4 protein-coding genes are annotated in these 14,591 nt (G+C 34.6%); all 4 read right to left on the bottom strand.

The window, feature by feature from the left end; translation table 11 throughout:
- Positions 1-957, bottom strand: a 957-nt coding sequence (locus tag CALSC_RS05280) for a TauD/TfdA family dioxygenase (RefSeq protein WP_088240355.1), incomplete at its 3' end; no start/stop codon positions are given.
- 1 nt (position 958) lies between these two features.
- Positions 959-5,590 carry a non-ribosomal peptide synthetase gene (locus tag CALSC_RS05275; RefSeq protein ID WP_088240354.1) on the bottom strand — a complete coding sequence of 1,544 codons (4,632 nt, stop codon included), beginning with the start codon at positions 5,588-5,590 and terminating at the stop codon, positions 959-961.
- A 172-nt stretch (positions 5,591-5,762) separates the two neighbouring features.
- Positions 5,763-10,334, bottom strand: coding sequence for a non-ribosomal peptide synthetase (locus tag CALSC_RS05270; protein WP_088240353.1), 4,572 nt, complete (start codon positions 10,332-10,334; stop codon positions 5,763-5,765).
- Positions 10,335-10,354: 20 nt separating this feature from the next.
- Positions 10,355-14,578 carry a non-ribosomal peptide synthetase gene (locus tag CALSC_RS05265; RefSeq protein WP_235006684.1) on the bottom strand — a complete coding sequence of 1,408 codons (4,224 nt, stop codon included), beginning with the start codon at positions 14,576-14,578 and terminating at the stop codon, positions 10,355-10,357.
- Positions 14,579-14,591 lie beyond the last annotated feature (13 nt).

The following is a 14,591-nucleotide window of genomic DNA, read 5'->3' as shown; positions in this document are numbered from 1 at the left end:
ATCTAGTAACAATATATCCCCTTCTCGCCAAGGAAAGATGATTGATTCTTGTTGATATATTTCTCTTATTTCTGCTAATACTGCTGTTTCAATTGCAGAACCATCACCGTAATAAGTATTTCGTGGTAGTTCTGATTCTTGATAATTTTTTAAAATACTTTCACGAACATAGGGATCTAAATTTGAGATGTGAAATAAATGAGCTTGATTAAACCAAACTGCTTCTCCTGTTTGAGGATGTTCAACTACTGCTGGACAAATTTGACGGGTTTGTAAGCAATCTGCGTCTTTCCATTCAAACTCAATTCCAGCGCGATGACAGTAGTTTTCAACCTCGATTTTTTCAGTGGTTTGAAATACATCTTGCCAAGTTAAATCGAGATTATTACCATAATTTCTCACGTACATTATTTGCTTTTGCTGAAATAATTCTTTAGTTTGATTGGAAATACGTTGAAAAATTTTGCGACTATCAGCAATTGGTGTTTCTCCACCCTGTTGTGCACTTTGTAGACAATAGAAAGCAATTTTTCGCGGAAAATTTCGGGAGTATGACATCTCATTATGTAATGGGATGGATTGAGTAGCAGGATATTCTGTAGAAGTGTAGATATTACCACTTACTTGAGTCCGAGGGGTGGAACGATAGGAATATTCCAGTAAATTTCCGCCAATTGTTTTGATAAATTCTGCAAATTCAGGAATATCATTTAATTTAAAGTTGCGAAATAGAATTCCTCCATGTTGTAGTAATTTTTGATCAATTAATTCTTTTTGGGTTTTAGCCCAACTTACTAGACTCAATCCTTCAACGTTAGCTGTAATTAATAAAGGAAGGGGATCATGGTCATCTAAAAAATCTAGTTTGATTAATTGTTCTTGGGAGATAGTAACAGTTTTGCGTTTACTAGATCCTATTTTTTTAAAATTAGGCTTGTTTATTTTTGGCTGATTCATATTATTTATTACGGATAGCCTTACGCTTGGTTAATTTTAAAGTTTTTAGACCTTTTTTTGTGGTTTCTTTTTCTATTAACTCTTTAATCTCTTTTGTTTTCTTAGTTAATTCTTCCACCATATTTTCATTTTCGTGACTTTCTAATGGATTAATAGCCATTGTTGAGAGAACATTAGTGTAATAATTACCAATATCCTGAGCTTGTTCGTGACATAATTTTTGGGGGTCACACTCTAAAAGTAATTTGACATCAGAAGAAAGCAAATCTAAACTAAATTGCGCAAGTAAAACAAATTCTTTAATTGCAAACCCTTGACCTTCTAAAACCTCTAATTCACTGGATTTTTGTAAATTTTGATAACGATGAAAATGGGTAAAATTAAAAGAAATTTCAAATAAATTTTCCCCGCTTAGGTCTTTTTTGATTTGAGACATGGGATACCAGCGATAAGCAAGTAATTCTTGTTCTAATTCAAAAGTTTGTTTTACTAAATCTATCCACGAACCGCTATTAAAATTGACACGAAACGGTAAAGTATTGAGGAAAAGTCCTAAAATGCGATCGCCATCTTTAGTTTCCGGTCTACCATTAGTTGAAAGTCCCGTAACTATGTCTGATTCACCACTGAGTAAACTAATAACTTTTAAGTGCGCGGTGAGTAATACAGTTTTTAAGGGAACGGTAGCAGACTTTGCTAAGTCTTTCAATCCTTGAGATATTTTTTCAGAAATTGCTACATCTATATTTAAGTTTTCTGGTGTATGATTATTTGCATTTAAAAAACGCCAGCGCGGTATCTCAGTTTGAGTGACTCCTGTCAGTTTTTGTAACCAGTATTGACGATTATCGCTTGAGTTAAGTGCTTTTTGCTGTAAGGCAACAAAGTCTCGAAAAGTGATTGTTGGTGGTGAGATAGAATAGTTTCGTTTGTTAATTAAACAGAAGTATTCTTCAAACAATTCACTCAACAGTAAAGATAAACTCCATCCATCAAGAATCGCGTGATGAAAAGTAAGAGTAAATTGAAATGTTTCTGGAGTAGTTTGATAAATTTTTAACCGTAGCAGTGGTGGTTGTGTCCAGTCAAACTTATGTTGTTTTTCTGTTTCTAAGAATTCCGCTATTATTTCTTGGCGTTTTGATTCCGAAAGATGACGTAAGTTTTCAAAATACAATGGAACAGATAATTGTTTTTCAACTATCTGTAAAGGTTGACTGAAATCTCCTAAGTTAAAATAAGCACGCAGTATGGGATGACGATTGACTAAATTATCAACGGCTGTTTGTAAATATTCTAATTTCAATACTGCTTTTAAATGGAAACTAGAGACATTATGGTAAATATTGGCATTAGGATTATATTTGCTGTAAAAAAACATCCCCATTTGCATAGTTGTTAGGGGATAAGCATCTTCCACAGTTTCCGGTAATTTTTCTTTGTCTGCGGTGGTAATTAAGCTGAATGGTGGATTTGATTGATAATTAAGACTGCTAGATTGTTTATGATTGAGATTTTGAGCTAGTTGGTAAATAGTTTGATATTTAAATATTTGTTGAATAGATAAATCAAAACCACGTTCCCTTACTTGAGAACAAACTTGGATACTGCGAATAGAATCACCACCTAAAGCAAAAAAGTTATCGTGAATGCCAATTTTTTCTATTTTTAATACATGACTCCAAATTTCAGCTAAAGTTTTTTCTGCAGTTGTTTTAGGAGCCAGATAATTTTCTGCTAATTCAGGGCGGTTAGTATCTGGTACTGGTAATACTCGACGATTTACTTTACCATTGGGAGTTAGAGGTAATTTCTCTAGAAATACGAAATTTCCAGGAATCATATAATCTGGTAACTTCTGCTGGAGAATTTTACGTAGTTCATTGATGGTTAATGTTTGTTTTTCAGGAACTATATAAGCAACTAAGCGCTTATTTTTAGGTTCATCTTCTCTAACCATGACAATGGCTTGACGTACTGCTGAATTTTGAGTCAATACTGTTTCTATTTCCCCTAATTCGATGCGAAAACCACGTAGCTTTACCTGGTGGTCAATACGACTGATAAACTCAATATTACCATCTGATTGATAACGTACTAAATCTCCTGTTTTATAAAGATATAATTCTGCACTGTTATCAAAGGGATTGGGAATAAATTTCTCAGTTGTTAATTCAGGTTGTTTTCGATAACCACGAGATAAACCATCACCTCCAATATAAAGTTCTCCACTAACTCCTATAGGTACTGGTTGTTGATATCTATCTAAAATATAGGTTTGGGTATTAGCAATTGGACGACCTATAGAAACAGTTTTTTCCTTTTCTTTGACTAAATGAATAGTAGACCAAATCGTTGCTTCCGTAGGACCGTATAAATTCCAAACTGAACTACTACGCTTGTGTAACTCTGCTACTAGTTGTGAGGATACAGCTTCACCACCACAAAGAATTTTTAATTTTTTATTTTTATTATCACTCCATCCTGCTGCTAATAACATTTCCCATGTAGATGGAGTCGCTTGCATAATTGTGATTTTTTCTGTCTCTAATTTATTTAATAATTCAATTCCATCCCTCGCGACTTTGCTACTAACAATTACTACTTTTGCTCCTACTATCAAAGGGAGAAAAATTTCTAATCCAGCAATATCAAATGATAAAGTTGTTACTGCTAGAAGAATATCTGACTCTGTGATTCCAGGGTTAGAACTTAAAGAATAAAGAAAGTTAACTACATTGCGATGATTAATTTGTACACCTTTGGGTTTACCTGTGGAACCAGAGGTGTAAATTATATAAGCTAAATTTTCCGCACAGATATCATATTGGAGATGATTTTCATTTTCTTGAATCTCTGTTTTCCAATCTCCATCCAAACAAACTACCTTAGCTTGATGAGGTAGTAGCTTTGTTTGCAAATGCTCCTGTGTGAGCAAAACTGGTACTTGAGCATCCGATAGCATAAAATCCAAACGTTCTTGGGGATAGTCTGGATCTAAGGGTACATAAGCTCCACCAGCTTTGAGAATTCCCAGAATCCCCACTACCATTAGAATCGACCTTTCCACACAAATACCAACTGGAACTTCTGGTTTTACACCTAGTTTTTGCAAGTATTGTGCTAGTTGATTTGCTAGTTGATTAAGTTGTGTATAAGTTAACTTTTCGTTTTCAAAAACTACCGCTACAGCATCTGGCGATCGCGCAACTTGTGCTGCAAATAATTCATGGATACATTGATTGTGAGGATAATCAACTTGTGTCGAATTCCAGTCTACTAATAACTGATATCGCTCGGTTTCTGTCAGTATTGGTAATGTTTTTAACTGTTCCTGAGGATGTGCTACCATTGCAGCAATTAGAGTTTTGAGATGTCCTAACATCCGCGTGATAATAGCAGTATCAAAATAGCGCTCATCATACATAATTGATAGTAGTAACTCGGTATCAGGAACTACCATAAATGTTATGGGATAGTTAGTTGTACTAATGCCAGAGACATCGCCAATAGTCAAATCTGCAATTTCCTCGCCAGAATCCGTGAAAGGATAGTTCTCAAAAACCAAAATACTTTCAAATAAAGGTAGTCCTTGGGGTATCTCACTCCATTTCTGCACGTCTACCAATCGACAATATTCATATTGGCGCAGTTCTACTTGTTGAGATTGGAGTTCCCGTAGCCAGGGTAACAATTTTTTCTCACCATCTACGTGTGAAGTTAATGGCAAAGTATTAATAAATACTCCTATCATCGATTCACTACCTTCTAGAGTCGGGGGACGACCGGAGGAAGTAATACCAAATATCACATTATCTTCGCCACTATAGCGACTTAAAAGTAAAGCCCATGCACCTTGTATGATCGTATTTATTGTCAGTTGAGATTCTTTTGCAAAGGATTGTAAACTTGCTGTGATTGTCTTTGATAATTTTATGTTTTCTTGTGCATAAGTTGCTTGTTTACCTGTTACATCACCAACATATTTTTTCACACCTAAAGGTGTAGGACTATCCACTCCTTTGAGAAAATTCCGCCAAAACTTTTCTGCTTGAGACTGTTCTTGTTGCTGTAACCAAGCAATATAATTTTTGTAAGCTAGTGGTGGTTCTAAATGTAAATTTTCACCGTTGCACAAAGCTTTATAAAATTCAAAGACTTCTTTTATTAGTAAAGCACGAGACCAACCATCTGATATCAGGTGATAGTTAGTCCAGATAAATTGATATATATCATCACTCAATTGTATCAATGTTAAACGCATCAAAGGCGGTTGGGAGAGTTCAAAACCACGCTGTCTATCTGCTTGAATAAAAGCTTTTAGTTGCTGTTTTTGTAAGGTTGGTGAAATATCTCGCCAGTCCAGTTTCTCTAATGGTATTTTTACTTTTTTGCTAACAACTTGCAGTGGTTTTTCTAGCTCTTCCCAGTAAAAAGAAGTACGTAATATAGAATGTCTAGTTAAAACTTTTTGCCAAGCTTGTTCAAATGCTGTAAAATTTAACTTACCCTGAATTGAAATATCGTATTGCTGGCAATATACTTCAGAGTTAGGAGAATAAAGGTGGTGGAATAATAATCCCTGTTGTATGGGTGAAAGTTCGTATATGTCTTCAATATTATTTGTTTGCATAATTATAGGAGAGAGTAATTCAAAATTACGAAGCAGAGCGAAAGAAAATTCATTTTAATATTTTATTTTCAACCTAATATAGACGCTGAATTTAACACAATGGAACATTAAATTTTCAAAACTGCTAACTTGCATTTTTACTATTTTTTTGGCCTAATTGAATTGGGAAAAATTACTTTTGATTGATTTTACCAATTAATTTTTCTAAATCTTTTTGATTAATTTCAGCTTCTGGGAAGTCGGAAGGGGTAAAGACTATAGTTTCTTGTGATTGACAATAGTTAATTAAGGTTTGTAATGTTTTCATAAAATTCTCTCCTAAATTTTCAATAGTGTTGCGGTGATAAATATCTTGGCTATAAGTCCAATTAACTCGTAATTGTCCTTGGACAACTAAACCATCAATCTCTAGCAAGTAACTGCGGTGTCCTTGCAAACTGCGCTCTGGTGCAATAGAATCAGTCGCTGGTATAAACAAAGAGGATTCTTGAAGTATCTGGTCAAATTGTCCCAAATAATTGAATTTGATTTCTGGTTGAGGCAATTTTTGTAGCTCAGAAAATATTTGTTCACTTTGATTAAAATAACGCAGTAAACCATAACCAATTCCATAGTGGGGAATCTTGCGTACTTGTTCTTTTACTGCTTTTAACTGTTCTATTAAATCATTTACTTGACTCAAATTCAGGAGAAATGGAACAATATGATTAAACCAGCCTACTGTACGAGATAAATCTATATCATCAAAAATTGTTTCTCGTTCGTGAGCTTCTAAAGCTATCAGTTGGTGAGTATTTCCGGTGAATTGAATTAAAACATTTCCCAAAGCAGTTAATAATATTTCATGGATTTGTGTCCGATAGATAGTAGGTACTTCTTGCAATAGGGTTTGAGTTAATTCCACACTTAAAGTAGTTGATAATGTCTGTGCATTAGCGATAGTATTTCTACCTGCATGATTGTCTACTGGGAAAGGTGCAATTTCTTGACATGATGGTGTTAACCAGTAATTCAATTGTGATGCTAAATCTGAAGAATTAGCATACTCTTGCAGTCGTTTTCCCCATTGTTGAAAAGAAGTTGTTTTAGGTGGTAATTTGATAGCTTCACCTTGAGTGAGTTGTTGATAAACTAGTTGTAAATCTGTCAGTAAAATCCGCCAAGAAACTGCATCAACTACCAAATGGTGAATAATAATCAATAGACGACTGGGTTGAGTACTACCACAGTTAAACCAAGCCACTCGCATCAAGGGAGTTGAAGATAAATCTAAGCTTTTGTGTAATTCAGTCGCGGTATTTTTAATGGCTGTTTGTTGTTCCGTCGGAGAAAGGTGGGAAAAATCATGCTGAACAAAGGGAACAGAATTATTATAATCAGCATTAATTTGCTGAATTTCCGATGTTGTTTGTATAAAATGCAAACGTAATCCATCGTGATGTTCTAACAAATATCCCAATGCTTGCTGTATTAATTCTGGCTGTAGAGGCTGATTTAATTCTAGTAAAACTGATTGATTCCAATGGTGTGGTTCTGGGAATTTTTCACTAAAGAACCACTTTTGAATTGGTATCAATGGAACTTCACCTGTTACTATTCCTTGTTCGGCTTGAATTGCTGTGACTATACCTGCAACTTGGGCTAATTTGGCAATAGTTTGATGTTCAAATAGTTGCTTGGGAATTAATTGTAAACCTGCTGATTTAGCCTTCGCAATAATCTGAATACTGAGAATAGAATCTCCACCTAATTCAAAAAAGTTATCATTGATTCCTACCTGTTTTACTCTCAACACTTCACCCCAAATTTCGGCTAATATTTTTTCATTCTCAGTTTGGGGTGGAACATAATTTGCAGCTAATTTTTGTGTAAATTTATCTGGTGCTGGCAGATTTTGTCTGTCTATTTTACCATTCGGCGTTAAAGGTAGACTCTTTAGAGATACGAAAGTATTAGGAATCATATATTCCGGAAGTTTTTCTAATAGAAATTTCCGGAAATCACTGTTCGTAGGAATAGGCTGCTGTTTTGGTACTATATAAGCCACCAATCTTTTATTATTAGGAATATCTTCACGCACTGTCACTACCTGTTGCTCCACAGCAGGATGTTGACTAAGAACAGCTTCAATTTCTCCTAACTCAATGCGAAAACCACGAATCTTAACTTGATTATCTATACGTCCAATAAACTCTATTTTACCATCTGCAAGATAGCGTCCTAAATCACCAGTTTTGTAAAGTTTACCTGAGGGGATAAAAGGGTTGGGAATAAATGTTTCTGGAGTTAAATCTGGACGATTCAGGTAACCCCGCGCTACGGAAGCACCGCCGATATAAATTTCACCAGTAATTCCAATTGGTACTGGTTGTAGTTGTTCGTTTAACAGGTAAATTTGGGTATTAGCAATAGGACAACCAAGAGGAACTGTTTGGTATTTGCGAGAGGATTCGACTAAATAAGTTAATACACCTACAGTAGTTTCCGTGGGGCCATAATGATTAATAATTTTGCATGCTGGTGACTTTGCTTCCTCAATTTGCTCAATTAAATGCCAATCTGTTGCTTCACCTCCTAATATTAATCTCTTTCTAGGTAAAATATTTTTTGCAGATTCAGCAGCAATTAAAGCTTTGAGATGGGAAGGAACAATTTTTAGACAATCAATAGCATGATGATGAAAATATTCTGCCAAAGCTTTAGCATCACTAGCTAATTCCGAAGAGATTATATGTAGACATCCACCACCACAAAGACTGGGAAAAATCATTGTATTACCCAAGTCAGCAGCTAAAGTCGAAACTATAGCGAAACTAGCTGTGGTATCTAAATTTAATATTTCTTGGATGCTATATAAATAATTTAATAATTGGCGATTTTCAATTAGTACACCTTTAGGAATACCAGTAGAACCAGAAGTGTAAATTATATAAACTAAATTCTCTGGATTAACTTCATTTATGGGATTAGTATTTTTTTCCTGGCTGATGATTTCCCAGTTACTATCAAGATATATTGCTTCTGCTGTAATATCAGTCAGATTATCTCGCAGGTTTTCTTCTGTTAAAATTAAATCTACTTGAGCATCTGACAAACGTAAATTTAAGCCTGTTGATGGTAATGCTGGATCTAGTGGTAAATAAGCTCCCCCAGCTTTCATAATTCCTAAAATACCGACAATTGCTGCAATATTCCTTTCAAGATACAACCCTACAATTGTCTCCGGTTGTACTCCTTTTTGTTGTAAGTAGTGAGCTAATTGATTGGCACGATGATTTAATTCTTGATAGGTTAATGTTTGATTTTCAAATACAACTGCAATATTATTTGGTGTACGTTCAACCTGTTCTGCAAATAGTTGGTAAATACATTTATCTTGAGAATAAGCAACCTCCGTTTGATTAAAATTTACCAAAAGTTTTTGACGTTCATTAGTACTAATAATCTCTAGCTGGTTAATGGGTATATCTGGATTTTCAATACAGCTTTGTAATATGGTATGAAATTGTTCGGCTAAGATAGCGATTGAATCTGCTGAAAAATAATTAATATCGTAGTAAAAAGAGGTTTTTAAAAAATTGTCATACCTATGACAAGCAAGTTTTAGTTTGAATCTTTCTATACAGCTATATTGTTGCAACATAGAAAAAGATATATTATCCGCAACAATTGATGGTGATAATTCCTCAAATTCAAATCCAATTGGAAAAACCAAATCATTAGTTTCAGCTACAAAATAATCTTGCCATTCCCAAGTATTTTCTATAATTTTATGATTATTTTTGATTAATTCTTGAAAAGATAAATCTCCCTTCAACTTATTTTTAATTGGTATCCAAGTAGCTAAAAGTCCCAATAAAGAAGACAACTCTTCATAATCCCTACGATTTACCTGATTACCAATTACAATATTTTCTTGTCCGGTAAGTCTCCATAAAAAAGTTTGCCAACAAGCCAGTATAATTATTGAATCTTCGGTATTATATTTATGACTTAAACCTTCAATTTTCGCAGTTAAATTCCTATCTAATTGTGTTTCGTAACAATTAATTTTAAATACAGATTGCTCTAATGGTTCAAATAAATTATTCTCTAAAGGTAATTGCCAGTTTTTTAAAGTAGAATCATATTGTTGATGCCAGTATTCCTTAGCTGTTGCAGCATCTTCGTCTTCTGTAACTAATTGATTCTGCCACTCAGAAAATTGAACGTATTGGATAACTTCATCTTCTTCTGAACTGTTTTCACTATAATTACAGTATAAATTGCTAAGTTCAAAAAAGAAATTATTAATTGACCAGCTATCAGCACAAATTGCAGGTAGACAAATTATTAAAACATGATTAGAGGCAGATAGTTGAATCAAATAAAAGTTGACTAATTGTCCAGATTCAAAATCAAAAATATCATATCTATACTTTTGAATCAAATCATCTAGCTTTTTTGATTTTTCTTGCTGATGATAATTACTTAAATCAATTTCTTCCCATGAAAACAAAGTATTTTCAAGATTATCATTCACAACCATCACTGGTGTTTTAATCCCAGGTAAATTGCGAAAACTAGTTCTGAGAATTTCATGGCGATTTGCAATTTTCTCTATAGCCTTTTTTAAGAGATTTATTTGTAAATCCCCTTTTAATCTGAAAACACCTTGGGTATTATAAATCGTACTTTTTTGTTGCAAAAACCAAAGGCGTTTTTGTCCAGGAGATAAATTAAAACCGCTAATAACTTCATGCATATTCTCTTTCCCACTCAATTTTACTTTTCTACTTCTTGATTAGAAATCATATCTCCCATTGCAACCACAATTTTTCGGGAACCAACATAAGGATTGCGTCCGTGAGCAGTTAAAATATTATCTAACATTAAGACATCTCCTTTTTGCCAAGGAAAACTTACCTGGGCTTCTCGAGAAATTGCTAATATTTCTGCAACTACAGAATTTTCTATGCTCGAACCATCGCCATAGTAAACATGACGGGGTAAATTTTCTTCTCCAAATAATGACAGCATATGCTCTTGCACATCTGCTTGTAAACAAGATATATGGTGTAATAATAATTGATTAAAAAATACCGATTCATCTGTTTGCGGATGTTTGATAATCGCCGGACGCACTTGGCTAGTTTTTAAGCCATCATTAGACTTCCATTCAAAATTAATTTCTGCTTGGTGACAGTAATTTTCGACTTCCTTTTTATCTGCAGTTCCAAAAAAGTCTTGCCAACTAACATCTAAACCTTCAGTGTAGTTGCGGACATACATTAGTTGTTTTTGCTGAAATTTATCCCTTAGTTTCGGATCGAGCAATTGCAACAATTTTCTACAATCAACAATTGGTGTTTCTCCCCTTGATTGCGCTGGTTGCATACAAGAAAACCAGATTTTTTGGGGATAACAATGCATATGAGAACTTTCATTGTGAAATAATATAGCCTGTTCTGAAGGATAAGGTGTAGAACCATATACTTTGCCAGAAACCCCTGTACGCGGCAAATCTCCATAATTTTCAAATAGCTTTGGACAAATAGCTTGGGCTAATTTTTCAAAGTCTGTTGGTGAAGAAATAGAGAAATCACGAAATAAAATACCACCGCTTTCAATTAATTTCTTTTCTAAAAATTCTCGGTTATTTTTTGCCCAATCGATGATATCTATATTATTATTTACTGGTGTGATGACCAGAGGCAAATGTTCTCCATCATGAAGATAACTAGTCTTAACTAAATCAGATTGTGAAAAATTTACAGCTTTAGGTTTAGCATTGATAAATTTCTTGCGTTTGACATTTTTACGCTGCTGTTTTTGCTGTTTTTGTTTTTCTTTCTCTGCTTCACTGAATATTTCTAAATCATTTATCAGAGTATCAGGTTGCTTGACAATATTTTCCAGGAGAGTTTGAAAATTATCTGACATCTTCGCAATTAGATTCCCCTCAAATAGGGCATCTTTATATTGCCATTTTCCTGTAATACCTTGTTCAGTTTCCGTTAAAAACAGAGCTATATCAAATTTAGCGATCTCCTGTTTAACATCTAAAACATTGATGGTTAATTCTGGTAATTCTACAGATGATTGTGGCACATTTTGCAGAACAAATAGTACTTGAAATAATGGTGTGGTATTGACTCCCCGATTTGGTTGTAAAGCTTTGACTAATTCTGCAAAAGGTAAATCCTGATGAGCATAAGCATCTAATGTTACTTGACGAACTCTTCCCAGTAATTCCTGGAAAGTGGGATTATCACTCAAATCGTTACGTAAAACCAAAATATTGATAAAAAACCCAATCAGAGATTCTATTTCTGCCCGATTGCGGTTAGCAATATCAGTTCCCACCACAATTTCATCTTGATTGCTATAACGCTGTAGCAGAATATTAAATGCTGCTAACAAAGTCATAAATAAAGTCACACCCTCTTGACGGTTGAGACTATAAATTGACTCAGCTAAATCACCAGGAATTAAAAACGTATGTTCGGCAAGTTTGTTGGTTGCAATTTTTGCTTTATCATCAGATGTAGGTAACTGCAATACAGGTAAATTAGTCCCTAGCTGCTGTTTCCAATAATCAAGCTGTTGCTGTAAAATATCTCCTTGCAACCATTGTCTTTGCCACAGTGCAAAATCAGCATACTGGATAGGTAATTCTGCTAACGGGGATGTCCCTCCTGCACAAAAAGCTGGATATAAAGTATATACTTCTTGGATTAATACCCCCATTGACCAACCATCAGAAATAATATGGTGCATTGTCAGTAATAACACATATTCTGTGGCATCTAATTGCAATAAATTACACCTTATCAAAGGGGCAACTTCTAAGTCAAAGGGAATAATAGTTTCTTGTTGTACTTGTTGCTGTAAGACAGTTTCACGTTCTGAACCTACTAGTTGCTGTAAGTCCAGCATATTTATGGTTATGGTGGCTTCTGGATAAATTACCTGTATAGGTTTGCCATTAACAGTTTGGAAGCTTGTCCGTAATATCTCATGACGGCGTACTATTTCTGATAAGCTTTCTTGTAAAGCATTAACATCCAACTTACCAGTGATACGGACTGCTGCTGGAATATTATAAGTGGCGCTTGATCCTTCAATTTGGTTGAGGAGCCACAGCCTTTCTTGTGCAAAAGACAGAGGTAATTGTTCGCTGTGGGTTCTTGGTTGAATGGCGGGAAGACTTAATCCCCTATTGGTAGTACGTAACTGGGTTAATGCTTCTTCTAACTGTACTACGGTGGAAGATTCAAAAATTGTATGTACTTGAATTTCTACTTCAAAGGCTTTTCTGAGTCTGGAAATTAATTGGGTTGCTAATAAGGAATGTCCCCCCAATTCAAAGAAGTTATCGTAGATTCCCACATTTTCCACCCCTAGAACATCTGAAAAGATTCTGGCTATTATTTCTTCACTTTGGTTGCGTGGTGCTACGTATTCCTGTTCGCGAGTAATTTCCCCATCTGGTGCAGGAAGTGCTTTTCTATCGACTTTACCGTTAGGTGTTAATGGTATTGTCTCTATATTGACAAAAATATTTGGCACCATGTAATTGGGTAATCTTTGAGCCATAAAACCGCGAATATCGGGTATTTCCTGGTTGCTAACAATATAAGCAACTAATCTATCTTCTGAAGAAATAACCACAGCTTGGTTAACTAAAGGATGTTGACTCAAAACGGCTTCAATTTCCCCTAGTTCGATGCGGAATCCTCTTAATTTGACTTGATTATCTATTCTACCAATATACTCAATATTGCCAGATTCTAAATAACGACCCAAGTCACCAGTTTTATATAATCTATTTCCCGATTCCTGGTTAATAAATTTTGATTGATTTAATTTTGGACGATTGAGATAACCACAGGCAAGTCCACTACCACCAATATAAATTTCACCTACTGCCCCAATTGGTACTGGTTGTTGATATTCGTCATACAAATAAATTTGAGTATTATTAATTGGTTGACCAATAGGAATTGTACTGGTTTCTAATTGTGTTGTTTTTATTTGATAAATGCTAGACCAAATAGTAGTTTCAGTCGGCCCATACAGATTCCAAATACTACTACCAGATGTGAATAATTGCCTTGCTAAATCATTAGTTAGAGCTTCTCCACCACAAAGAATTTTTAATTTTGTACAACCTTTCCATCCTGCAGCAAGCAACATTCTCCAGCTAGCTGGTGTTGCTTGCATTACAGTTACACCTTCAGTTTCAATCAACTCACTGAGTAATTTCCCATCTCCAGCTATTTCTTTGGTTGCTAAGATTAATTTTGCACCTGTAATTAAAGGTAAATAAAGTTCTAGGGCGGCAATGTCAAATGATATTGTAGTTACTGCCAGAAGAGTATCTTCTTGATTTAATCCCGGCTTTTGCTGCATTGATGTCAAGAAATTGATCACAGCATGATGTTGTATTTCTACACCTTTTGGTTTGCCTGTAGAACCGGATGTATAAATAATGTAGGCTAAATGATTTGCATTAACTTGGCTTGTCGGATTCTCTTGAGGTTGAACAGTAATATTTTCTCTGTCTGTAGTTAAACAAACTAATTTTTCTACCTTGGTATTGTTGAAATTAATTTTAGATATATCTGTTAATAATATAGATATTTGAGCATCAGATAAAATAAATTCTAAACGCTGTTGAGGATAAGCTGGATCTAGAGGAATATATGTTGCACCCGCTTTGAGAATTGCTAACAATCCAATCAGCATTTCCATAGAACGTTCTAAACAAATTCCTATCTTTGTTTCTGGTTTTACTCCATTTGCAAGTAGGTAATGTGCTAGTTGATTGGCTTTTTGATTTAATTGTTGATAAGTTAATTCTTCTTGCTCAAACACCGCTGCTAAATTATTGGGTGTTTTTTCTACCTGCTCCTCAAATAATTGATGAATGCATTTATCTTGCGGATAATCTACTTGATTACTATTCCACTGTCCCAATAGTTTTTCTTCTGTCGGACTCAACAAATTCAAGCTACTT

Origin of the sequence: Calothrix rhizosoleniae SC01 (assembly GCF_900185595.1) — a bacterium.
Lineage (GTDB): Bacteria > Cyanobacteriota > Cyanobacteriia > Cyanobacteriales > Nostocaceae > Calothrix_A > Calothrix_A rhizosoleniae.
This window is presented reverse-complemented; position numbering and strand designations above follow the sequence as displayed.

Excerpts from the sequence above, each read along its gene's own strand:
- CALSC_RS05275 (WP_088240354.1), bottom strand. The coding sequence starts at position 5,590 with ATGCAAACAAATAATATTGAAGACATATACGAACTTTCACCCATACAA.
- CALSC_RS05270 (WP_088240353.1), bottom strand. The coding sequence starts at position 10,334 with ATGCATGAAGTTATTAGCGGTTTTAATTTATCTCCTGGACAAAAACGC.